Annotated in this window: 20 protein-coding genes and 4 tRNA genes; all 24 read left to right on the top strand. The window is 38.0% G+C overall.

Annotated features, from left to right (window positions below):
* The first annotated feature begins 30 nt into the window (after window positions 1–30).
* The 24 genes from D5018_RS01595 (at window position 31) to D5018_RS01480 (ending at window position 23,461) form a co-directional block, all read left to right on the top strand.
* Window positions 31–1,116, top strand: a complete 1,086-nt coding sequence (locus tag D5018_RS01595) for a glycosyltransferase (RefSeq protein WP_121837231.1) — start codon at window positions 31–33, stop codon at window positions 1,114–1,116.
* Complete coding sequence (locus D5018_RS01590) at window positions 1,116–2,237, top strand: O-antigen ligase family protein (RefSeq protein ID WP_121837230.1); 1,122 nt, start codon at window positions 1,116–1,118, stop codon at window positions 2,235–2,237. Before D5018_RS01595 ends, D5018_RS01590 begins: the two co-directional genes overlap by 1 nt.
* The gene (locus D5018_RS01585; protein ID WP_121837229.1) at window positions 2,234–3,346 is read left to right on the top strand and encodes a glycosyltransferase; all 1,113 of its coding nucleotides are present in this window, start codon (window positions 2,234–2,236) and stop codon (window positions 3,344–3,346) included. The genes D5018_RS01590 and D5018_RS01585 overlap by 4 nt, the downstream gene beginning before the upstream one ends.
* A gap of 32 nt (window positions 3,347–3,378) precedes the next feature.
* Window positions 3,379–4,512, top strand: coding sequence for a glycosyltransferase family 4 protein (locus D5018_RS01580; protein WP_121837228.1), 1,134 nt, complete (start codon window positions 3,379–3,381; stop codon window positions 4,510–4,512).
* A 16-nt stretch (window positions 4,513–4,528) separates the two neighbouring features.
* Complete coding sequence (locus D5018_RS01575; protein ID WP_121837227.1) at window positions 4,529–5,695, top strand: nucleotide sugar dehydrogenase; 1,167 nt, start codon at window positions 4,529–4,531, stop codon at window positions 5,693–5,695.
* A 2-nt stretch (window positions 5,696–5,697) separates the two neighbouring features.
* A complete protein-coding gene (locus D5018_RS01570) occupies window positions 5,698–6,699 on the top strand; it encodes an NAD-dependent epimerase (RefSeq protein WP_121837226.1) in 1,002 nt (333 codons plus the stop codon).
* Between the two features lie 12 nt (window positions 6,700–6,711).
* Complete coding sequence (gene galU, locus D5018_RS01565; RefSeq protein ID WP_121837225.1) at window positions 6,712–7,602, top strand: UTP--glucose-1-phosphate uridylyltransferase GalU; 891 nt, start codon at window positions 6,712–6,714, stop codon at window positions 7,600–7,602.
* Window positions 7,603–7,809: 207 nt separating this feature from the next.
* Window positions 7,810–8,217, top strand: coding sequence for an HI0074 family nucleotidyltransferase substrate-binding subunit (locus tag D5018_RS01560; RefSeq protein ID WP_121837224.1), 408 nt, complete (start codon window positions 7,810–7,812; stop codon window positions 8,215–8,217).
* Window positions 8,214–8,519 (top strand): nucleotidyltransferase family protein, encoded by a 306-nt coding sequence (locus D5018_RS01555; protein WP_121837223.1) that lies wholly within the window; start codon window positions 8,214–8,216, stop codon window positions 8,517–8,519. The genes D5018_RS01560 and D5018_RS01555 overlap by 4 nt, the downstream gene beginning before the upstream one ends.
* A gap of 75 nt (window positions 8,520–8,594) precedes the next feature.
* Window positions 8,595–8,981 carry a type VII toxin-antitoxin system MntA family adenylyltransferase antitoxin gene (gene mntA, locus D5018_RS01550; protein ID WP_121837222.1) on the top strand — a complete coding sequence of 129 codons (387 nt, stop codon included), beginning with the start codon at window positions 8,595–8,597 and terminating at the stop codon, window positions 8,979–8,981.
* 5 nt (window positions 8,982–8,986) lie between these two features.
* The gene (hepT, locus tag D5018_RS01545; RefSeq protein ID WP_121837221.1) at window positions 8,987–9,382 is read left to right on the top strand and encodes a type VII toxin-antitoxin system HepT family RNase toxin; all 396 of its coding nucleotides are present in this window, start codon (window positions 8,987–8,989) and stop codon (window positions 9,380–9,382) included.
* A gap of 132 nt (window positions 9,383–9,514) precedes the next feature.
* Entirely contained in the window at window positions 9,515–10,528 is a 1,014-nt protein-coding gene (gene galE / locus D5018_RS01540; protein ID WP_121837313.1) for a UDP-glucose 4-epimerase GalE, read from the top strand.
* Between the two features lie 217 nt (window positions 10,529–10,745).
* Entirely contained in the window at window positions 10,746–12,101 is a 1,356-nt protein-coding gene (locus tag D5018_RS01535; protein WP_121837220.1) for an MBL fold metallo-hydrolase RNA specificity domain-containing protein, read from the top strand.
* Window positions 12,102–12,214: 113 nt separating this feature from the next.
* On the top strand, window positions 12,215–13,426 hold the full coding sequence (locus D5018_RS01530) for a hypothetical protein (protein ID WP_133309215.1): 1,212 nt from the start codon (window positions 12,215–12,217) through the stop codon (window positions 13,424–13,426).
* Between the two features lie 30 nt (window positions 13,427–13,456).
* The gene (locus tag D5018_RS01525; RefSeq protein WP_121837218.1) at window positions 13,457–15,193 is read left to right on the top strand and encodes a hypothetical protein; all 1,737 of its coding nucleotides are present in this window, start codon (window positions 13,457–13,459) and stop codon (window positions 15,191–15,193) included.
* Between the two features lie 325 nt (window positions 15,194–15,518).
* On the top strand, window positions 15,519–18,755 hold the full coding sequence (locus D5018_RS01520; RefSeq protein WP_121837217.1) for a DEAD/DEAH box helicase: 3,237 nt from the start codon (window positions 15,519–15,521) through the stop codon (window positions 18,753–18,755).
* A 368-nt stretch (window positions 18,756–19,123) separates the two neighbouring features.
* On the top strand, window positions 19,124–19,294 hold the full coding sequence (locus tag D5018_RS01515) for a transposase family protein (protein WP_165904976.1): 171 nt from the start codon (window positions 19,124–19,126) through the stop codon (window positions 19,292–19,294).
* 22 nt (window positions 19,295–19,316) lie between these two features.
* The gene (locus tag D5018_RS22355) at window positions 19,317–19,508 is read left to right on the top strand and encodes a YjbH domain-containing protein (RefSeq protein ID WP_416351522.1); all 192 of its coding nucleotides are present in this window, start codon (window positions 19,317–19,319) and stop codon (window positions 19,506–19,508) included.
* 475 nt (window positions 19,509–19,983) lie between these two features.
* Window positions 19,984–21,150: a nucleotide sugar dehydrogenase gene (locus tag D5018_RS01505; RefSeq protein WP_121837214.1), complete on the top strand. Its 1,167-nt coding sequence runs from the start codon at window positions 19,984–19,986 to the stop codon at window positions 21,148–21,150.
* Window positions 21,151–21,259: 109 nt separating this feature from the next.
* A complete protein-coding gene (gene gltX, locus D5018_RS01500) occupies window positions 21,260–22,669 on the top strand; it encodes a glutamate--tRNA ligase (protein WP_121837213.1) in 1,410 nt (469 codons plus the stop codon).
* Window positions 22,670–22,771: 102 nt separating this feature from the next.
* Window positions 22,772–22,847, top strand: a tRNA-Ala gene (locus D5018_RS01495).
* Between the two features lie 144 nt (window positions 22,848–22,991).
* A tRNA-Glu gene (locus D5018_RS01490) sits at window positions 22,992–23,067 on the top strand.
* Window positions 23,068–23,188: 121 nt separating this feature from the next.
* Window positions 23,189–23,264: transfer RNA gene (locus D5018_RS01485), tRNA-Glu, on the top strand.
* Between the two features lie 121 nt (window positions 23,265–23,385).
* Window positions 23,386–23,461, top strand: a tRNA-Glu gene (locus D5018_RS01480).
* Window positions 23,462–23,464: the final 3 nt, after the last annotated feature.

Raw genomic sequence — 23,464 nt, 5'->3', positions numbered from 1 at the left:
TTGAAAATTTATTAAAAGGTTTAGATATCAATGATAGACAATAAAGTCACTTTATTTGTCTCTTCACTATCAGGTGGTGGAGCCGAAGGTGTATGTGTAAATCTAGCGAATGGGCTTTCTGATAGAGGGTACGATGTTACCCTGTTGGTATTGAACCTTGAGAATGCCCAATTGAAACATAAAGTTATAGAAAGTGTAAACGTTGTTTCATTAGGTGTAGATCGGGCTCGAAACGTTTTCTTTAAACTCAGACAGTATTTAGCTGAAAATAATGTGAAGTTTTTATTAGTTTTCAATTATGAGTTAACAGTTATATCGGTTTTAGTAAGAGCTACTTTGAAAGGCCATTGCAAAATTATTGCTCGGAATATCAATACAATCTCACAGAATACAAAGAGTCGTGATTTTAGTTGGTGGAAGAAAAAAATGATTGCTTGGTTTTATTGCAAAGCTGATCATGTTGTTAATCAGTGTAAAGCAATGCAAGAAGATCTTATAATGCACATTCCAGCATTAGAGGGGAAAACATCAGTAATTTACAATCCTGTAAACAAGCAAATAGAAGACTTTGCTGAGAACACTGATTTTAGCTCAATTAGTAAGGATAACTATATCCTTTGTGTCGGTAGACTTGAAGAACAAAAAGCGTTTCATCGTGCGATTGATGCGTTTTCTTTAGTTATTAAAAAATATCCTGATCTGCGTTTAAAAATCGTAGGTGAAGGTTCGTTAGAGCCTCAATTGAAACAGTTGGCTACTGAGTTAAAAGTGTCTGATAGTGTTGACTTTGAGGGTTTTCAGTCAGATATTATTCCTTATTATTTAAAAGCAAGAATGACGCTTTTAACCAGTTTATATGAAGGATTTCCTAATGCGTTAATAGAATCTATTACATTGGGGACTCCGGTTGTTTCGGTTGATTGTTCCAGTGGGCCTTCAGAAATCATTCACATTGAGAATGGTTTTTTGGTATCCTCCAAAGATTCTTTAACAGAGTTCATTCAAGAGTCTTTAAACTATTCATGGAATTACAGCTCTGTTTCATCTTCATCACTAATGTATCGAAACTCTCAAAATCTAGATTCATGGATATCTATTATTGAGAGTCATAAGTAATGTCTCGACTAATCGTTGCTTTGTATGTATTAAGCATACCTTTTTTTGATGTTCCGAGAATTGGAATTAAGGGTATCGCACTATCTTTTTATCTTGCATTGTTTATTTTAGTTATTTCTCTTTTTAAAAAAGTTCCAGTCAAACGTGATTTTTTATTTTCTATATTGTTGTTTCTTATATTTCTTTGTTTGTATTCGTTTTCTGGGGTGTTGAATTTTACGGTCGTTGAATTTCCAGAAAAGTCTCTGAATCATATACTCTATTATATTATTTCTTTTTTTACCTATTATGTTGCTATTTATTTGTCAGTTTTATTAATTGGCTGGAAAGATTTTTGTAGATATATTGTTTATGGTTTTTATTTGATTGCAATGATTGGTGTGGTCGAACTTTCATTTTATTTTATCTATGGTTATTCTGCTTATGCAAATTTTCTTAATCATGATCAAAATGTTGGAACAACAATGCATCTTCCTAGAATGCGCTCTACTTTCAATGAACCTAGTCATTTAGCTATTTACTTGTTAAGTATACTTCCAATTCTTTATAATAAGTTTAAGCATAAATTGTGCTATGTTTTTGTACTTATGAGCACTCTATCTAGTGCTGCTTTTTTTGGCATTGCAAGTTCTTTTTTAGTTTTAAATTTATTGAAACCCATTGAATTTAAGAAGCTGAAAGCTGTTTTTAGCTCTTTTTTTATCATTCTATTTGGCTTGGTCGGTTTGTACTTTATGTCAGACACACAATTAATTCAAAAGATTGTGAATGTTTCGCAGCATGATAGTACAAGATACGATGCGATTATAAAATCTTTAGATTATATAAGTGACTCTGTTTTTTTTGGTCACGGTCCTTCGTTTTATTATAATTATTTTGATTTTGGCTTGTTTAATTTATACCTTCAGTTGTATATTGAATCTGGCTTGTTAGGATTGACTACATTTTTATTATTTGTTTTTTATCATTTTTTCAGATTGGATAAAAATTTTGTTTTAGTTAGAACATCAATTTTATCTATTTTTTTCTTATATTTTGCGATGGACCACTACTATATCCCTGGAATATGGCTGGTTCTATCAATTTCATTGTTTCATCGGAGTGAAAAGTCAATTAAATGAGAGTCCTTTTTGTAGCTACCGGTTTAGGCATCGGTGGTGCTGAAAAACAAATTTTAGACCTAGCTGAGGCATTAATTAAGAAAGGTCATTCTGTAAAAGTTGCTTGTATAACAGGTGATTGTGCTTACCCCTTGAGTAATGAAGTTCAGAAATCTCTTTGTTATTTAAATGCCAACAAGTCTCCAATCAGCTTGTTAAACGCATTATTCAAGCTGTCTACAATTATTAGACAATTTATGCCAGACGCTGTCCATAGTCATATGGTTCACGCAAACATTTTTTCAAGGATCGTGCGTCTTTTTACAAAAACTCCTGTTTTAATATCGTCAGCTCACAACCAAAATGAAGGTGGTAAGCTAAGGATGTTAGCATACAGAGTTACAAATAATCTTAGCGATTTGACCACGAATGTAAGTGAGCAAGCTGCCCTTAGTTTTATTGAAAAAAAAGCAGTTCCGAAAGATCAGATTAAAGTCTTTTACAATGGTATCAATACTGATTTATTTCACTACTGCAAAGAAAGCAGATCTTCTCTTCGCAATGAATTGAGGATATCTCAGGATGATCAGATGCTTCTGGCTGTTGGCCGACTAACTGAAGCTAAAGATTATCCAAATATGCTTCGAGCTATCAAGCTTCTGATTGAGAAGAATAACAAATTAAAGCTTTTTATCGCAGGTCAAGGTGAGCTCAGTGATAGCCTGAATACACTGGTTGAGGAGCTTAATTTAACAGAAAATGTCACTTTTCTAGGCGTTAGACATGACATTAATTGTCTTATGTCAGCTGCCGATTGCTTTGTTTTATCGTCAGAGTGGGAAGGGTTGCCCTTAGTGATTGGAGAGGCTATGGCATGTGAACTTCCTGTGGTGGTGACTAATGCAGGCGGTAGTCGAGAGTTTGTTAACGATAATGGTTTTGTTGTACCTATTCAAAATGCTGATGCTCTAGCTGCAGGAATTCAGTCCGTTCTTGATATGCCTGAGCAAGAAAGAAAAGTTTTAGGAAACAATGCCAGAAACTATATTGTTAATCATTTTTCTTTGGATGCGGTAGCTGATAAGTGGATTGATTTATATAGAAATTTGAATTTTCAAAATAAGAATTAGTTTTTCCGTTTTTTCAACGTTTGGATTTTAAATTGAAGATTGCTCTTGTTTCACAGTGTGTTTCACCCGGTTTGTTGATTTTTAGAAAAGACCTAATTCAGTCTTTAGTAAAGCAGGGACATACGGTTTATGCTTTCGCTCTTGATTATGATGACGTTTCTTTAAAACGGATTTCAGCATTAGGTGCAATACCTGTAAAATACTCTCTATCTCGTGCCGGGATGAACCCAATAAAAGACATTAAAGACACGTTCTTGTTGTACAAGCAATTTTGTGATTTAGGGTTAGATACTGTATTAAGCTTTTTTGTGAAACCTTCGATTTATGGGACTATAGCAGCATTTCTAGCTGGCGTTCCTAAACGTTTTGCTATGATTGAAGGTCTTGGTTATGCACACACAAAAGACAAAAATGGATTTAGCTTTAAAAAACGTTTTTTGCAAATAGCATTAGGTTGTCTTTATACGATCAGTTTGCCGTTGACCAAAAAAGTCATTTTTTTGAACCATGATGATCCTAGGGATTTGGCTAAATCATCTTTGTTGAGTAAAAATAAAGCTTTTATTCTCGGTGGAATTGGTGTTGATATTGAATATAATGCTGCATCTAAAATTAGAAATGAAGATTCACCAGTCTCTTTTTTATTTGTTGGCCGATTGCTCAAAGAGAAAGGAATATTTGAGTTTCTTGAAGCGGCTAGAAAAATAAAAACAGCTATTCCAAGTTCCAAATTTACAGTATTGGGTGCATTCGATCTAGAAAACCCTTCGGGCATTAAACCTGAAGTTTTAAATGAATACATTGAGAAAGGTATTGTTTCGTATCCGGGACATGTTTCAAATGTACTTGATTTTGTTCGTACTTCAGATGTCTTTGTGCTTCCTTCGTACAGAGAAGGTATTCCTAGGAGTACTCAAGAAGCAATGGCAATGGGAAAGCCTGTGGTGACTACCGATGTACCAGGATGTAGAGATACCGTCTTAGATGGCTCTAACGGTTTTATCGTTCCTGCTTGGGATGTGGATGCTTTGGCACAAAAAATGATCCAATTTATTGAAAATCCTCAACTTATTTCAAAAATGGGGCAAAAAAGTTTTGAGTTTGCTCAAGCAAATTACGATGTCCATAAAGTTAACAAAAAATTGATTCAGTTAATTACAGATTAAATATTTAGGTATAAAAATGAAAATTGCAGTTGCTGGCACTGGTTACGTTGGGTTATCGAATGCGCTTTTATTAGCGCAAAACAGCGAAGTAGTAGCACTCGATATTATTCAAGAGAAAGTCGATTTATTAAATAACAGAGTTTCTCCTATTGTTGACACTGAAATTGAACAATTTCTTAGTAATGATACTTTAAATTTCAAAGCAACTACGAATAAACAACTTGCCTATCAGGATGCAGACTTCGTCATCATAGCGACACCAACAGATTATGATCCTGAGACGAACTTTTTTAATACCAGCTCTGTAGAAGCAGTAATTAAAGATGTTCTAGATATAAACCCAACCGCTGTAATGGTCATTAAGTCTACTGTTCCTGTTGGGTTTACAAAGGAAGTTAAAGAAAAGTTTAGCTGCGATAGTATTATTTTTTCACCTGAGTTTCTACGTGAAGGTAAGGCGCTGCATGATAATTTGTATCCTTCTCGTATTATTGTTGGTGAAAAAAGTGACCGTGCACAAACTTTTGCCTCGATGCTGACTGATGGTGCTATTAAAGAAGATATTCCTGTTTTATTTACCGATTCAACTGAAGCTGAGGCCGTTAAGCTTTTTTCTAACACTTATCTTGCTATGCGTGTTGCTTACTTTAATGAGCTGGATTCATATGCGGAATCTCATGGGCTTGATGCGAGGCAGATTATTGAAGGTGTTGGGTTAGATCCGAGAATTGGTAATCATTACAATAATCCTTCGTTTGGCTACGGTGGATACTGTTTACCTAAAGACACGAAACAGCTTCGTGCTAATTATCGTGATGTTCCAAATAATATCATTAATGCCATCGTTGATGCTAATACTACTCGTAAAGATTTTATCGCCGATTCTGTGATCAAAAAATCACCGAAAAGAGTAGGTGTTTATCGGTTAATTATGAAATCAGGATCTGATAATTTCAGAGCGTCGTCAATTCAGGGGATCATGAAGCGTATAAAAGCGAAAGGTATTGAAGTTGTTGTGTATGAGCCAGTTCTTGATGATGCTGAGTTTTTTAATTCTAAAGTGATCAAAGATCTCAATGAATTTAAATCTAGCTGTGATGTGATTGTTGCCAATCGTATGGTCGATGAAATAAGTGATGTTGAATTTAAGGTTTATACAAGGGATTTGTTCGGAGCAGATTGATTATGAAATATTTAGTGACAGGAGCAGCGGGTTTTATCGGTAGTGCCGTTGTAGAAAGATTAATTTCAAAAGGCCATCAAGTAGTAGGTATAGATAACCTTAATGACTATTATGAAGTCAGTTTGAAGCATGCTCGTTTGGAAAGAATTGAACACACAAATTTTCGCTTTTTGAAATTAGATATTTCTGATCGGAATGATGTAGAGAGTTTATTTAAATCGGAGAATTTTGATGTTGTTATTCATTTGGCGGCTCAAGCAGGTGTTCGTTACTCGCTTCAAAACCCCCATGCTTATGCAGATTCCAACTTAACAGGTCATCTTAATATTTTAGAAGGGTGCCGTCATAATAATGTTAAGCATTTAGTTTATGCGTCATCAAGTTCTGTGTATGGGTTAAACAGTAAAGTACCTTTTGCTACAACAGATTCTGTTGATCATCCCGTTTCACTGTACGCAGCGACGAAAAAAGCAAATGAACTGATGTCACATAGTTATTCTCATTTGTATGATATTCCGACTACAGGGCTTCGATTTTTTACTGTTTATGGTTCATGGGGACGTCCAGATATGGCGCCATTTATCTTCACAAAGAAAATCCTTAACGGTGAAGTGATAGATATTAATAATAATGGTGATATGTGGCGTGATTTCACTCACGTAAATGACATTGTTGAAGGGGTGGTACGTATCGCTGACGTTATTCCAAAGCGGAATGATAACTGGACAGTAGAAAGTGGCACACCAGCAAGCAGCTCGGCACCTTATGCTGTGTATAATATTGGCCATGGTTCACCAATTAATTTGATGGATTTTGTAAAAGCGGTTGAATCAGAACTTGGTATCGAGGCAAAAAAGAACTTCAGGGAAATGCAACCTGGGGATGTATATCAAACGTATGCTGATACACAAGACTTATTTGAGGCAACAGGTTATAAACCGCAGGTCTCTGTTAAAGAGGGAGTGGCGGAGTTTGTTAAATGGTATAAAGGGTTTTACAAGTAAAAAGGATAGAGAATGAAAGCAGTTATTCCTGTTGCAGGTTTAGGCACAAGAATGTTGCCTGCAACTAAAGCAATCCCAAAGGAAATGTTACCTTTGGTGGATAAGCCATTAATTCAATATATTGTAAATGAATGTATTGCAGCCGGCATAAAAGAAATTGTTTTAGTAACCCACTCAAGTAAAAATGCCATCGAAAACCATTTTGATACTTCTTATGAGCTTGAATCTACGCTTGAGAAGCGCGTAAAGCGTCAGCTTCTAGAAGAAGTTCGCTCAATTTGCCCTAGAGATGTAACTATTATGCATGTTAGGCAAGGGGAAGCTAAAGGGCTTGGACATGCAGTATTGTGTGCAAAACCATGTATCGGTGATAACCCGTTTATGGTTGTTTTACCTGATGTGATCCTTGACGAACATACCGCTAATCAAAGCACAATGAACTTAGCGGCAATGAAGGCTCGCTTTAAAGAAACTCAAGCAAGTCAAATAATGGTTGCTCCCGTGCCTGAAAGTGAAGTCAATAAATACGGCATTGCAGATTGTAATGGTGTAGGACTATGTGATGGTGAATCTGCAAAAATTAATAGCATGGTTGAAAAACCAGCTGTTGAAGATGCACCATCTAACCTTGCAGTTGTTGGCCGCTATGTGTTGTCTGCTAATATTTGGCCGTTACTCGAAAAAACTCCTGTAGGTGCGGGTGATGAGATTCAACTTACAGATGCTATTGACATGCTAATCGAGCAAGAAACCGTTGAAGCTTTCCATATGTCAGGCAAGTCACACGATTGTGGTGATAAGCTAGGATACGCTTTGGCATTTGCTGAATATGCTTTGAATGATGATAAATTGAGTGAGCAGTTTAAAGAAGAACTTAAGAAGTTATTAGATTCTCGTGTTTAGATAAGTTAAGGGCAAAGACTCTGGATGCCCGACTACTCGGGCATGACGACATAAGGTGAGTGATGCGCATCAACCTGCCATTCCCGAATGTAGTTATCGGTAATCTCTGAATTTAAATTCGAGTTTTTCTGTGGTCTATGGCTTGTTGTTCGTTTTTTATCAATGTAATACACTTTATTAAAATTCGGTTATTCAAAGAGTAATGACATGGTTGATAAATTTGAAAGGTTTAAACTGCGATTTAGTAATCTTAAGCTATCTTTTGATAATTTAAGTGATGCCTGTCAAATGAAGCAGTATTCCGCTTTAGAGTTGACTGGTGTTATTAAAACTTTTGAAATGACGTTCGAATTAACATGGAAGACGCTAAAAGACTTGTTGGAATATGAAGGCTACACTGAAGCAAGCCCAAGAAGCGTCATCCGTACAGCTCTTCAAGCAGGCCTTATTACATCTTCAGATTGTGAATGCTTGCTCAGTGCGTTAAATAATCGAAACTTACTTACCCATACTTATGATAAGCAACTAGCCGAAAAATCTTTGAAGATAATAAAAAAAGAGTATTTTTCGGTGCTTGAAAGTGTGGTTGAAACCTTGTCTAGAAGAACATTATGAACGACTTCGGTCTTACACATTCTCAATTGAGTTTTGTTATTTCTTCTTTATCTGATAATTCAAGGATTGAATCTGCATGGTTTTTTGGGTCTCGTGCTACAAATTCATTTAAAGACGGTTCAGATCTTGATATTGCCCTTACAGGTTCAGGTTTATCTGAAAAAGATGTTTCTGATCTAAAGGAAATTTTTGAGCTTAGCACGTTTCCTTATCGTGTCGATATTGTGATTAAAGAAAAAATTACTAATGAAAAACTTCTTGCTCAAATAGAGAATGAGGGAGTTAAGGTTTTATCAAATTGAAGATTTTAGTGATTGCTGGCACAGCTTAAGGTATCAATGTATGCTTTATTCATTACATGAATTGTATTATTTAAAATGAATCGGAACTTCAAACCAATCATCGTGAAGCACCTTACTTCTACGTTAGATAACGTGAAGTTAATTTATTTATTTGGTTCAATGTCCAACGGCTCAGACAGATATTCGAGCGATATAGACATTGCTGTGTTGTGCAATGAACCTGTTGATAAATTGATGCTGTGGAATTGCGCTCAGGATTTAGCCATTCAGTTTGGTCGAGATGTCGATCTCATCGATTTAACATCTTGCTCTACGGTTCTTGCTATGCAAGTTACTCAAACTGGTGAGTTGCTTTATGGGTCTGAACCGGATGATTTTAGGTTCAATCTCAAGACAATGTCAATGTATCAGCGCTTACAAGAAGAGAGGAAATTGATTGTAGATAGCTTTTATTTAGGATGAATTGAATGAATGATATACTAATGGATAAAGCTTCAATAATTAGGCGTTGCATTAGCAGGATTAATGAAGTCTACCGAGAATCCGACAATTTTAGATTGGATTTTACTCGCCAAGATAGTGTTATTTTGAACTTACAACGAGCTTGTGAAGCTTCAATTGATATGGCTAATGTGGTTATAAAAACGCATAAGTTATCAGTGCCTCAGTCAAGTAGAGATAGTTTCTCCATTTTAGAAAAGTCATCACACCTTTCTCCTGAATTGTCTGAAAAAATGCAGCGTATGGTCGGATTAAGAAATATTGCGGTGCATGAATATCAGTCATTAAATTTAGATATTGTCATTAATGTCATAGAAAATGACCTGTCTGATTTTGAAGACTTTATTATCGAAATCAGATGATTACAGTATTTACCTTGAGGGTAGTATTACAAATTTTTATCATTCACTAACGCATAGAAGGCGTTTCTTCGCTAAATTGATTTTTGGTTAGTGCCATATTACATGAAGCGTTTTTTGAAATCTGAGGTTATCTTGAAAATTTTAGTAACAGGTGGCACTGGTTATATTGGTAGCCACACTTGTATCCAAATGATCGAGGCGGGCATTACGCCGATTATTTTGGATAACTTATATAACAGCAAAGAGCTAGTTCTTGATAGAATAAAAGCAGTGACGGGTAGTAAACCTGAATTTTATGAGGGTGATATTCGTGATAGCCACATATTAGAAAAAATTTTTGCTGAACATGATATTGAAGGTGTGATTCATTTTGCTGGTTTCAAGGCGGTGGGTGAGTCTGTCGCAAAACCCTTGATGTATTATGACAACAATGTATCTGGCACGTTAAACCTCGTGCAAGCGATGGATAAGGCTGGTGTTAAGCAGTTAGTCTTTAGCTCCTCTGCAACGGTTTATGGCGATCCTGATTCTGTTCCGATTCGAGAGAACTTTCCTACTTCGGCTACCAACCCTTATGGGCGCAGCAAGCTGATGGTGGAAGAATGTTTAACGGATTTTAAAAAGGCGAACTCTGAATGGAGTATTACTTTACTTCGTTATTTTAATCCCGTTGGTGCGCATAAATCAGGAATGTTGGGCGAAGACCCGCAAGGTATTCCGAATAACCTTTTACCTTTTGTTGCCCAAGTTGCTGTAGGACGTCGTGAGAAATTGGGTGTGTTCGGTAATGATTACCCAACGCCTGATGGAACTGGGGTGCGAGATTATATTCATGTTGTCGATCTGGCTGATGGCCATATTGCTGCGGTAAATAAAGTGGGCAAAAAGTCAGGGTTACACATTTTCAATTTAGGTACAGGGCAAGGGCAAAGCGTACTTGAAATGGTAGCGGCGTTTGAAAAAGCATCTAACAAGCCAGTGCCTTATGAAGTAATGGCAAGACGAGCTGGTGATATTGCTGAGTGTTGGGCTGACCCAAGTCATGCTGAAGAAGTTCTAGGCTGGAAAGCTAAACATACTTTAGATGAGATGGTTGAAGATACTTGGCGTTGGCAGTCAATGAATCCGAATGGGTATGAGGGGTAAAAGCTACTCTGCTTTTTTTGGGAGTAGAGTACTTTATTTTGCATGAAAGGCATTGGATTTTGTATTATGCAGAATCAAAGTCACTAGACTCCTGCTTTCACAGGAGCGACGGTTTATTTAGCTAACCTAAGTGGTAATGAACTTAGTGTAGAATATGTTGCTTATGTGCGTGAAATCATTTTACGAATTTAAACATTTTAAGTAAACGAGGTGAATTATGGATGTGATTCATCATGGTGCTAAGGATGGCGTTACTGGCTCATGTCATGAGTTAGTTCTCGACTTTTCATGCTCAGTGTTAATTGATTGCGGTTTATTTCAAGGGAATGAAAGCCGTGATTTAACGATTGAGTTTGATGTTTCTAATATTAAAGCCTTGGTAGTGACTCATTGTCATGTGGATCATATTGGTCGCATACCTTGGTTATTGGCTGCGGGATTTCGTGGCCCTATTTATTGCACTCAAGCTAGTGCGGCATTGTTGCCGATTGTGCTTGAAGATGCGTTAAAAGTTCATTTCTCTTCTCGTCGCATGTTTGATGCGATTAAGCCTCTTCTTAGCAAGCAAATCGTACCTGTTAATTATAATGTTAAACAAGTCGTTCCTTTAAATTCAGATCTTCCTTTTTCTATTCGCTTTCAACAAGCTGGGCATATTCTAGGTTCTGCTTATGTTGAATGCTTTCTTCCTAATGGTGAAGTGGGCGTGTTTAGTGGTGATTTAGGTCCTTCGAATACACCGTTACTTCCAGATCCTATACCTCCCAAATTTGCTGACTGGTTAGTGATTGAAAGCACTTATGGTAGTAAAGTGCATGAAGATATTGCTTCTCGTCGTGTGCGCTTAAAGCAGGTCTTAGAAAAGTCATTGCAAGATGGTGGTGCTATTTTAATTCCCGCTTTTAGCATCGGTCGAACCCAAGAATTATTATTTGATTTAGAGCAATTGATATATGAGCTGCCCAAAAGTGAAGTTGCTCGTATTCCTGTGGTGCTGGATTCACCATTAGCGAATAAATTTACTGAAAGTTATCGAGAGTTTAGGTCGCTTTGGAGTAAAGAGGCTAAAGAGAAAATTATCAATGGCCGTCATCCATTAGATTTTGAACAGTTGGTAACTATTAACTCACATAAAAAGCATCTCGCTTTGGTTAATCGTATTAAACATTCGGCAGAACCTGTGATTGTAATTGCTGCAAGTGGAATGCTAACAGGTGGTCGAATAGTCGATTATATGAAAGCGTTGTTAGCTGATGAACGTACTGATGTGTTATTAGTCGGTTATCAAGCCAAAGGTACGCCAGGTAGAGACTTGTTTAAGGGACGACCGATAGTCGAGTTTAATGATGAGTCTGTTGAGGTGAAAGCTCAAATTCACAAGTTGAATGGTTATTCTGCTCATGCGGACGCAAATGAGTTGACTGATTTTGTAAGTAAAATTGATGGGTTGAAGAAAGTGCGTCTCATTCATGGTGAGCCTAAATCGCAATTGAAGTTGAAAGAACGCTTGTTGGAAGTACTGAGTAATGTGGATATTGAATTGGCATGTGAGGTGCCAAACATAATGAATTGACAGAATCATTATTAAACCTGAATAGTAATGATGTCAATTGCTATAACTTATTGAAAGTCATGATTACCAAGCTTATACTTCGTTCTCTTAAAATTTCAATGACGTACTTTCTTATGACTCAACTTTGCGTTAGCGACATTTCTCCTGCATCAAAAAATAAAAAAAATAATAGTCGGTTATCAAAACTTATTGAACTTCAGAAAAAAATTGAACGTCTTGAACAACGCAATAAATCCAAGCTCGTTAAAATTGAAAAATTTTACCTTGAAGCGAAAGCGATTATTGAATCTGCTGAAGAGTCGATGTGTCGTGCAGTTTATCAGCAAACTGAAAAATTACTCAGTTTTACATCTCGAAAAAGCATTAAGGGTCAAAAAAGAGAAGCCTTGTTAAATTGGATTGAAGATGAGATTGAAAATATCGAAGCGAATCCATTTAACAAAACCAGCACACAAGCTTTAAGGCAAGCATGGATGGCAGCACAATATACAGAGCTTAAAGCCTTAAAAGAGGTGGATGATGAACTTATTGATGAGTTTAGACAGATGTTGTCATCGGTATTCGAAATGGATATCGAGCATGATGATAACGAGCTAAAAGCCGTGCTGATGCAGCCAGAGTTAGTAAGTGATTTTATGAACGCATTGTTACAAGAAAAGCTCGCATCTGACGAAAAAATGGAAGAAGAGGGTATTTCTGAGGAGCATGCAGATATCGATGATAATGTTGAAACGATGTTTTTTGATGATGAATTTACCCAAGAAGCTGAAACTATCAAACGTCCTGTCGATGCGGATCATGTACTCAAACATTCAGATTTAAATAAGCTCTACAAGAAGTTGGCGACCTTGTTGCATCCTGATAAAGAAAAAGACGGCACCCAAAAATTGCAAAAGCATGAGTTAATGCAGCAACTCTCTAAAGCGAAAAAAGAAAATGACATCCATCAGTTATTGATGATGGCGCAGCAATGGCTGCCCAATTTCGAATTGAATTTATCTAAACCTGCTTTGGATGCCATGATTGAGTCGTTAAAACAAAAAGTTGAGTGGTTAGAGGAAGAATATCACGATCTCGATCGCCCTTCGACACCACAAACTATGGTGTGGTTTAGGTTTTCCGAAAGCAACACCAAAAAAGGGATTGCTAATCTTAAGCTACATGCTAGTGATCTTGTTAAAAGAATCAATGAGCTAGAAAAACAAACACAGAGTTATACCACTGTCAAAGTGATGAATAAGGTTTTAGGGCAACGATTGCAACCTAGGCGATGGCAACATGATGACTTTGATGAAAGATTGTTTGAAGAGATATTTGGCCATTAACTAAGTATTAAAAACATTTTGGGGGGGCCTATGACGCTTGTTCAAGCCATGATGCTGTTTACTGTCGACGAATTAAAATCTCATTATTTTACCTATTTCGGAAAAAAGCCTTCTGTAACTAGAAAAGCCGATATTGTCGATGCGTTAGAAAAGGGCTTATCTGATCTTGTTTTGCTTAAGGCATATTGGGAGGCACTGCCTGAAATTGAGCAGCACCTTGTACGTGAGTCTATCTATAATTATCAAGGTGTGATTGATAGGAATCGATTTACGGCTAAATATGGCTATTTTCCTGCATCGAAAAGGCGCAATCACTGGCAGGTTGAAAAGTTGTTAGGTTATTCAGTATTTTTTTATAAATCGAATAATCGATCAGAACACTCAATCCCTTTATCTTTACAAGAACAGTTGAAAAAATGGGCATTGCCACCTGAAAAAGAGTCGATAACATCAGTCGTCTTGAGCGAACCCCTTGATGCTTCTTGTCGCATTCATGATCGTGAACCACGAGTGTTCACTGAACTCAACTTGTTATTAACCGCCATTCAAAACCAAAAAATCAAAGTGAGCGATAAAACGGTGAGCCCAACTGCGGCAACGCTGAAATATTGCTCAAAATCTTTAGAGGAGTATTACTCTAGCTTTGATTTTTATGAGGTATCAGGAGAAGAGCATATCTTGGCGTATGGCTGGATAAGGTTATTGGCCAATAGCCGTTTTATCAAGAACAGCAGCACAATGTTGACCATGTCATCCACGCCAGCTAAATCTAATGCTGAGACAATCCGCTCTATTTGGCATGATTGGGTGTTTAAGAGCATCCAAGATGAGTTCAATCGAATTAATGCTGTAAAAGGACAGACAGGCAAAGGCAGTCGTTATATGACTGACGTGTCAGAGCGCCGTGTTGCTATGGTCGAAGGTCTAAAGATTTGTCCTGTTGGGGAATGGGTCAGTTTTAGTGATTTTTCACGATACCTAAAAGCCACAGGTGCAGGTGTTGTTGTGACGACCGCACCGGATTACTTGTATGCTTGTGACTCACATTATGGTCGCTTTTACAATGCGGATTGGGATGTGCTTGCCGAGCCTTATTTACAGTGTTTGCTATTAGAGTATGCGGCCACCTTAGGCTTAGTTGATATTGTGTTGCAAGATCTCGATAAAACCAATAGCTCAAATGAGCAGTATTGGGGCTTGATGGATCTTGAGTGTTTTCATCGATATGAAGGGCTGACGCATATCCGTTTAACTAACCTTGGTGCTTATGTTTTAGGAGAAAGTGACTATTATGAATCTGAAACGGTAAACCTTGATGTCACTCCTGTGACGTTAATGCCGAAAGGACGATTGAGCTTTGAAAGTACACCATTGCCATGGGAAACCCAGTTTATCGGTCTATATTGTAAGCAGAAAGACGATTTGTGTTGGGTATTGGATCGAAAGCTTATAGTGGAAGCCCTGCAATCTGGTGGCAGTACTGATGAGCTACAAGACTTCTTACTTCAACGTGATCCTCAACCTTTTTTGCCTCAAGATTGGGAAACGCTCTTTAAGCAAATCAACCAACGCCTAGATGGTGCTACTGCAGAATTTGAGGCGATGGTGTACCGTTGTAAGGATAAGGACGTGTTAGCACTTATCTTAAACAATAAAGTACTGGCCAAATATTGTCAGCCACTCGATGATTTACAGTTGGTTATTCCCAAAAATAAAGCAGTAAGCTTTAAAAATAAGCTCAATGAAATGGGAATCGGCTGCCAGTAATTTCATCTTTCTTTTTCAATATATCGATTAGCAGCATCAATGACACCTAGTTCTCCTAGTCCACGGATGACCTGAGATACATTTTCGTTACTCGGGTCGATATCTATACTCGTGATACTTGAATAAGCCCTGAAAGTTGCATCTTCAAGTATCACGAGTATAACTTATCAAAAATGATTTTTATGACAAGCATAGGCTTTGGCTGAATGAATGATGAATTACTGTAAATCGTATAACTCAAAGATGATTGGCTATATTTTCTCAATAAGGTAAATTAACTCCAATATTTCAAATCCATTTTAGTTGCATTCAAAGGCTGACATTAATGTCTAACCGTGCCATATATCTCAATCAAATTTCCAATTCAGAAATAAAACCCTTATTCAATCAGTTGACCTTTATCCGAGGGCTGCAATATTTCAAAGAAGGCAGAGTGATCGACATCGAGATAAGTGATGATCTGTTGACAGCCAATGCAAGAGTGAAAGGCTCTATGGGGCAGACCTATAAATTGGTATTTGGTCTTTTTGAAAAGCACGCAAAAAAATTTCTTTTTAGCGATTGTAGCTGCCCTGTTGGTCAGAGTTGTAAGCATGTAGCGGCGTCGCTTCTCCATATTGTGCATAATGGAACAGAAGCCCTCACTCCAATTCAAGGTTGGTTTGATCAACTTGAAGAGCAAGACAGTTCTATTGAAGAGATTGGGAAACCAAATAATAAAGAAGAGTTACTGTATATTTTGCGCCCTCGAAACGGTGAATGGCTCGTTGAATTTCGAAAAGGAAAATTAAATAAATTCGGTCAGTTTGGTAAAGGTAGGTTCAAACAGGTTGATGAGCCTCGTTTTGTCTCGACATGGGAGTTTAGTCAAGATGAAATCCGCCTGTTTCAATTATTGGCTCATGAGGAAGAGTATGACTATGAATATAAAATCAAAGGTGAAGCCGGTGCTTTTGCGTTAAAAAAAATGGTGGAAACAGGACGTTGTTTCCTTGGAGATGATCGATGGCCGTTCAAATTAGATAGCAAGCAAGAACTGGAGTACCACTGGATAGATCATGGAAAAAAGGGGCAACAGCTTGAGTTGCTACTTGAAGGAAAAAAACAGTGGCATGTCTTGCCAACAAAACCAGCTTATTACTTGGATGAAAAGACATTACAAATAGGGATTATTGACACAAACGTATCTGCCGAAAAACTCCAACTTTTTAAGCAAGCGCCGGTAATGTCAGAGGCTGAGTTAGAAAAATTCAGTACTTACTTTTTCAAGCACTTTCCGGCAAACGCTCTTCCAAAAACGCTCTTATTAGATTTTCAAGATATTGTTGAACCATTGGTTACAAAGCTGACGTTGACGATGTGGCAAGACGAAATCAGTCAAAGTTTGCAACCCATTGTTAAAGCCGAATTTACTTATGGAGATTACTCCATTGCGGCAGCTGGCATTAGGGATGAATTTAGCGTTATCAAGCACTCAGGAACAACAATTAAAATTAACCGGGATAATGAGTCAGAGGTAAACGCTATCAGTTTGTTGTTTGAGTTAGGGTTAAGTGATATTTCACCTGAGATAACAGCATGGCAAGTTAATGGTAGTGGTATCGCAGATACTCAGCAAGCAATGAGTTTATGGACACAAGGATCTCTTCCTGACGCAATTGTTGAGTGGGTAGAATTTGTTAACACAGGTATCAATGAATGCCAGAAGGCTGGCTTTGTTATTGAATTTGCGGATGATTTTGATTTAAATATTGTTGAGCCTGAAGTTATAGTCGATATTGATGACGAGGAAGAGAGTGGCTGGTTCAGTATGTCACTCACCGCTGATATTAATGGTCAACAAATCGAGCTCTTACCATTAATTGCCGCTTGGTTAGGGCAAAATCATGAGCCAAGTGATGAAGAGGAATTGCTATTGCCCTCTCCACATGGAGGATTTATCAAAATAAAGGTGTCATCCATTAGACCGATCATCAATATTATCGAAGAGTTGTTTTCAGGCCGAGGTGATAAGCTCAAAATTCCAGATAATCGCGCCATGTTACTTAATGAGCTGTCGGCACATGAAATTAGTCTGATCAATGGGCAACGGGTTAAAGCTTTGGCTGAAAAGCTGGCGAATTTTAAAGGAATTGAAGCTGTGTCGATCCCCGAGTCGATGAATGCCACGCTCAGAGAGTATCAACACGAAGGCTTGAACTGGCTGTGCTTCCTTAAAGAATACGGCTTTGGCGGGATCCTTGCTGATGATATGGGCTTAGGTAAAACGTTACAAACTTTGGCATTCATCGCCAAACAGCAAGAATTAGGGCTAAACCAAAAAGGGAGCTTGATCATCTGCCCAACGAGTTTGGTTGGTAATTGGCATAAAGAATTACAAAAGTTTACGCCAAAACTTAATGTTGCAGTGAGTCATGGTGTTAAACGCAAGCCCATACTCAATCGGTTAAGTGAGTATGATGTTGTGATCACGACCTATCCATTGATTAATCGTGACATTGAGCATTTCGAAAATGAGACCTTTGATCACATAGTATTAGACGAAGCTCAGCAGATAAAAAACGTAAAAGCTAAGTCAACTCAACAAATAAAAGAGTTAAAAGCGAGTTTCAAATTGTGCCTATCGGGGACGCCACTGGAAAACCATTTGGGAGAGCTTAAATCTCTTATGGATTTTTCCTTGGTTGGCTTGCTTGGAAATCATCTGCAGTTTAAAAAATATTTCAGGCAACCGATTGAGAAAGAAGGGAATGTAGCAAGAGCGCAAGAGCTGGTTCAAAGAGTATCACCGTTTTTATTGCGTCGAACCAAAGATCAAGTCATGGCTGATTTGCCTGCTAAAACCGTTATTGAGCAGGATATCATCTTAGAAAAAGATCAACGCAACCTTTATGAATCAATTCGAGTTGCGATGGAGCAGCGGATCAGGGAATTGTTTGCTCAAAAAGGTGTAGCCAATAGCCATATAGAATTTTTAGATGCATTATTAAAATTGCGTCAAGCCTGCTGTGATGCTCGTTTAGTAAAGCTTAAACAAGCACAAAACGTGAAGAATAATGGCAAATTAGATTGGCTCAAAAAAAATGTTCCTGAGATGGTTAAGGAAGGACGTAAGATCCTAATTTTTAGTCAATTTACTACTATGCTCACTCTCATCGAAGAGGAGCTTTATTGCCTTGGGATCAAATACAGCAAATTGACAGGGCAGACTCGAAAACGCCAAGTTCAAATTGATAATTTTCAAGAGGGAGAAAATACCGTCTTTCTCATCAGTCTAAAAGCGGGAGGGACTGGACTAAACCTCACTGCAGCCGATACCGTTATACATTATGATCCTTGGTGGAACCCTGCCGTTGAAAAACAGGCTACTGACCGTTCACATAGAATAGGTCAAGATAAAGCCGTCTTTGTTTATAAATTGATTGCAGAAGGTACCATTGAAGAGAAAATTCAAGAACTGCAAAAGCATAAGCAAGATATCGCAGATAGTGTCTTATCCGGTAAAAAACAAAGTGCTTGGAGTGGAAATGCAGATGAGTTGTTATCTTTGTTTAGCCGCTGAATGTCAAAAGCTATTTTTAATGTTGCAATATTGGAGGTGACAATATATGCACTCTAGTTAAAGCCATAAATATAGCAGACTTGCTGAATTTCGTGGAAATCTATAGGTAACTTGATGTAGGGCAATCGAGTCAAAATTAAGCAGTTAAATTTGCTCGTTTGCCAACCAGAATTACTCGTGGTTTATAATAGTCTTCACCTGTTCAACACCATGAAAACTATCATTATTAGCCAGCACTTTGCGAATCTTCCAGACCCACGAATAAAACGCACTCAACACCATCCTTTAGTAAATAATCCTTACCATTACTTTATGCGCTGTCATTTGCGGTTGCTATAACTTTAATGCGATTGAAGAATAGGGTTTTTTTGAAAAAGCAATGGGTTAAAACATTTTTAGATATGCCTAATGGTATTCCCAGTCACGATACCTTCAATGATCTTCTCAATCGTTTATCCCCGAAAGCTTTCCATGCTGCCTTTACTGAGTGGGTAAAGCATCTTTGTGAACTCAATGAAGTGAACTCAATGAAGATATGATGGAAAAACATTAAGAAGAACAATTGATAAGGTTAACTGCGTTGCGGCAATTCATCTTGATTTAATGACCATTAAACCAAGTACTGAGCGGGTAGGAATTTCATGGTTGTCGTTGCAAAGAGATGGCGGAAGCATGTTAAGCCGTAAATCCTCTTTAAATCAAATAACGGATGTCCGCTCACCTTGGTTTACTATGCGCCTTGTATTGTACTAAACATGAACACAAATGTAATATACTCGTGATACCTGAAGATGCAGGATTTCAGCGAGAATTAATTGTCATTTAGGCAAGGCACTTACCTGTAGTAATAGTTATTCTATTACAAAGGAAAGTAACGCAGTATAAATGGAAATTAAACTCGCACTACGTGGGCTTTTCAGCATTGATTCTTCTTTGTTGTGAAAGCTTGAATTAACCCGCTAGTTCTGCACTTTCACGCCTCGAATAATGCAACGCTGAATAAGCCCTGAAAGTTGCATCTTCAAGTATCACGAGTATAACTGTTTTGTATGTCGGTAATCATTCTCAAAGAACTTATCGACAGGTACTTAGATGAAAAGCATTGATGATATTTTTTGCCTTTCTACATTATTGGAAAAAATCTAATCAAATTGATATAAAACTGAAATAGCTTTGTCTTAAAATTGGTTAATAATTGAAGCTATACCAATATACATGAAGGGAATCTATGAAAATTTGCGTTGTGGGTATCGGCTATGTCGGGCTTTCAAATGCAGTTTTATTGGCCCAGCACAATGAAGTCATTGCTTTAGATATTGATTTAGCTAAAGTCGAAAAGGTTAATCAGAAAGAGTCACCCATTATCGATGCTGAGATTGTATCATTTTTGGCGACCAAGCCCTTGAGTCTACAGGCAACGGTATATGAGCAAGAAGCCTATACTGATGCTGACATCGTTATTATTGCTACCCCTACAGATTATGACCCAGAGACTAATTATTTTAATACGGCTTCAGTAGAGGCTGTTATTAAGTCGTTATTATCAATAAATCCCAATGCTCTGATAGTGATAAAGTCCACGGTACCCGTTGGATATACCCAGCGACTCAAACTTGAGTTTGAGACAGATAACATTCTTTTTTCACCTGAGTTTCTGCGTGAAGGTAGGGCGTTATATGATAATTTATACCCATCGAGGATCATTATTGGTGAGAACTCTGAGCGGGCAAAGGGCTATGCACAATTGTTGATTGAGGGAGCTGAAAAAAAAGATATCCCGATACTTTTTACTAATTCAACCGAGGCTGAGGCGGTTAAGCTATTTTCGAATACTTATCTTGCGATGCGTGTGGCCTATTTTAATGAGTTAGATTCGTATGCTGAAGCTCATGGCTTGGATAGTAAGCAGATAATAGAAGGTGTTGGGTTAGATCCTCGTATAGGCTCACATTACAATAACCCTTCTTTTGGTTATGGTGGTTACTGTTTACCAAAGGATACCAAGCAATTACTCGCCAACTATAAAGATGTTCCGAATAATATTATCGGAGCGATTGTAGAAGCGAACAACACTCGTAAAGACTTTATTTCAGACTCCATCATCAAGAGAAAACCTCGAAAAGTAGGTATTTATAGGTTGATCATGAAAAGCGGTTCTGACAACTTCCGAGCATCTTCAATTCAGGGCATTATGAAACGATTAAAAGCCAAGGGTATCGAAGTTGTTGTATATGAACCTGTTTTGGAAACATCATCATTTTTTAATTCAGAAGTGGTAAAAGAGCTAAGTGTTTTTAAGCAAGAATGTGATGTAATCGTGGCTAATCGTATGGTTGATGATATTCGAGATGTTGCAGATAAAGTCTATACCAGAGATTTGTTTGGGGCGGATTAGAACCAAGATTCTTTTCTATTTGATATCCCCATGAAAATTGCACCTCAATTCTCTCAGGTATAGAATAACGCCACTTTATTCAATATAGATTTCAAGGTAAGTGTCCATTATGACAGTTAAGACACGTTTTGCGCCAAGTCCTACTGGTTTTCTTCATGTAGGTGGTGCTCGTACTGCATTATATTCTTGGTTATATGCCAAAGCGAACAATGGTGAATTTGTGCTTCGTATCGAAGATACCGATATTGAGCGTTCAACCCAAGAAGCTTGTGATGCCATTTTGTTAGGAATGGATTGGTTAGGCTTGAACTGGGACGAAGGACCACACTACCAAACTAAGCGCTTTGACCGTTATAACGAAGTGATTGCACAAATGTTAGAAGAGGGCACTGCTTATAAATGTTATTGCTCTCGCGCACGTGTTGAGAAGTTAAGAGAAGAGCAAGCAGAGAAAGGTGAACGTCAAGGTTATGATGGTCATTGTCGTGATCATGCCCCACGTGATACCGATGAAGAATACGTTATACGTTTTAAAACCCCTTTAACTGGGAGCGTAGTCTTTGATGATCATGTTCGTGGTCGTATTGAAATCTCAAACGAAGAGCTAGATGATTTTATTATTGCTCGTAGTGACGGTACTCCAACTTATAACTTCTGCGTTGTTGTAGATGATTGGGACATGGGCATTACTTGCGTTGTTCGTGGTGAAGATCATATCAACAATACGCCTAAGCAAATTAATGTATTGAAAGCGTTAAATGCTCCAATTCCTGAATACGCTCATGTTGCCATGATTTTAGGCGATGATGGTGCCAAGCTTTCTAAACGTCACGGTGCGGTGAGTGTGATGCAATACCGTGATGATGGTTATTTACCTGAAGCTCTGTTGAACTACCTTGTGCGCTTGGGCTGGTCTCATGGCGATCAGGAAGTGTTTTCTATGGATGAAATGAAAGAGTTATTTTCTTTAGATGCCATAAATAAAGCCGCTTCTGCCTTTAACACTGAAAAGTTAATATGGTTGAACCAACACTACATTAAATCGTTGCCGGCTGAATATGTGGCTGAACACTTGATGTGGCACATGATGGATCAAGGCATCGATATGTCTAATGGCCCTGAATTGTCGCAAGTGGTTACTGCCTTATCAGAACGAGCTAAGACACTAAAAGAACTGGCTGCATCTAGTCGTTATTTTTATGAAGACTACGAAACATTTGATGAAGCAGCAGCTAAAAAACATCTTCGTGGTGTTGCAATGGAGCCATTGAAACTTGTTCAAGAAAAAGTAGCTGCTCTAGCAGAGTGGACGCCAGAAGCTATTCATCAAGCAATTCAAGATACCGCTGCTGAACTCGAAGTAGGTATGGGCAAAGTAGGCATGCCACTGCGTGTAGCCGTGACTGGGGCAGGGCAGTCGCCTTCTTTAGACACGACTATATATCTGATTGGTAAAGAGCGTTGTATTCAAAGAATCGAGAAAGCGGTTGAATTTATAGCAAACAGGCTTAATTCCTAAAAAACGTGTTGACACATTTGGGTACGCTGCATAGAATGCGCCTCGCAGTTGAGACACAGGGTGACCTAAGTCGCAGTGTACTCAAATGTAATTAAGAATTTCGGGGCTATAGCTCAGCTGGGAGAGCGCTTGCATGGCATGCAAGAGGTCGACGGTTCGATCCCGTCTAGCTCCACCAAATTCTTAAATGTTTGTCTTAATGCCTAGCATGAAAGATAAATAGTAAGTCCTATGTGTCCCATTCGCGTCTTTTGAGAGTGGAGCCTAGGATACCGCCCTTATCAGGTGGTAGTGCTTCGGCATAAACGATAAGTCCTATTGTGTCCCATTCGTCTAGAGGCCTAGGACACCGCCCTTTCACGGCGGTAACAGGGGTTCGAATCCCCTATGGGATACCACTTCTTATAATAGTAAGATTATAAGAGGGGAATCTGGAAACAGATACCACTATCTTTCATCTGATAGTAAGTAAGCTCTTTTAGTAATTTTGAGTAGAAATAAAATTATTAGTCCTATTGTGTCCCATTCGTCTAGAGGCCTAGGACACCGCCCTTTCACGGCGGTAACAGGGGTTCGAATCCCCTATGGGATACCACTTCTTATAATCGTAAGATTATAAGAGGGGAATCTGGAAACAGATACCACTATCTTTTATTAGATAGTAAATAAGCTCTTTTAGTAATTTTGAGTAGAAATAAAATTATTAGTCCTATTGTGTCCCATTCGTCTAGAGGCCTAGGACACCGCCCTTTCACGGCGGTAACAGGGGTTCGAATCCCCTATGGGATACCACTT

The sequence above is a fragment of the Parashewanella curva genome, from assembly GCF_003675895.1.
Classification (GTDB): Bacteria; Pseudomonadota; Gammaproteobacteria; order Enterobacterales; family Shewanellaceae; genus Parashewanella; species Parashewanella curva.
This window is presented reverse-complemented; position numbering and strand designations above follow the sequence as displayed.

Excerpts from the sequence above, each read along its gene's own strand:
- D5018_RS01595 (WP_121837231.1), top strand. The coding sequence starts at position 31 with ATGATAGACAATAAAGTCACTTTATTTGTCTCTTCACTATCAGGTGGT.
- D5018_RS01590 (WP_121837230.1), top strand. The coding sequence starts at position 1,116 with ATGTCTCGACTAATCGTTGCTTTGTATGTATTAAGCATACCTTTTTTT.
- D5018_RS01585 (WP_121837229.1), top strand. The coding sequence starts at position 2,234 with ATGAGAGTCCTTTTTGTAGCTACCGGTTTAGGCATCGGTGGTGCTGAA.
- D5018_RS01575 (WP_121837227.1), top strand. The coding sequence starts at position 4,529 with ATGAAAATTGCAGTTGCTGGCACTGGTTACGTTGGGTTATCGAATGCG.
- D5018_RS01570 (WP_121837226.1), top strand. The coding sequence starts at position 5,698 with ATGAAATATTTAGTGACAGGAGCAGCGGGTTTTATCGGTAGTGCCGTT.
- galU (WP_121837225.1), top strand. The coding sequence starts at position 6,712 with ATGAAAGCAGTTATTCCTGTTGCAGGTTTAGGCACAAGAATGTTGCCT.
- D5018_RS01560 (WP_121837224.1), top strand. The coding sequence starts at position 7,810 with ATGGTTGATAAATTTGAAAGGTTTAAACTGCGATTTAGTAATCTTAAG.
- D5018_RS01555 (WP_121837223.1), top strand. The coding sequence starts at position 8,214 with ATGAACGACTTCGGTCTTACACATTCTCAATTGAGTTTTGTTATTTCT.
- mntA (WP_121837222.1), top strand. The coding sequence starts at position 8,595 with ATGAATCGGAACTTCAAACCAATCATCGTGAAGCACCTTACTTCTACG.
- hepT (WP_121837221.1), top strand. The coding sequence starts at position 8,987 with ATGAATGATATACTAATGGATAAAGCTTCAATAATTAGGCGTTGCATT.
- D5018_RS01535 (WP_121837220.1), top strand. The coding sequence starts at position 10,746 with ATGGATGTGATTCATCATGGTGCTAAGGATGGCGTTACTGGCTCATGT.
- D5018_RS01530 (WP_133309215.1), top strand. The coding sequence starts at position 12,215 with ATGACTCAACTTTGCGTTAGCGACATTTCTCCTGCATCAAAAAATAAA.
- D5018_RS01525 (WP_121837218.1), top strand. The coding sequence starts at position 13,457 with ATGACGCTTGTTCAAGCCATGATGCTGTTTACTGTCGACGAATTAAAA.
- D5018_RS01520 (WP_121837217.1), top strand. The coding sequence starts at position 15,519 with ATGTCTAACCGTGCCATATATCTCAATCAAATTTCCAATTCAGAAATA.
- D5018_RS01505 (WP_121837214.1), top strand. The coding sequence starts at position 19,984 with ATGAAAATTTGCGTTGTGGGTATCGGCTATGTCGGGCTTTCAAATGCA.
- gltX (WP_121837213.1), top strand. The coding sequence starts at position 21,260 with ATGACAGTTAAGACACGTTTTGCGCCAAGTCCTACTGGTTTTCTTCAT.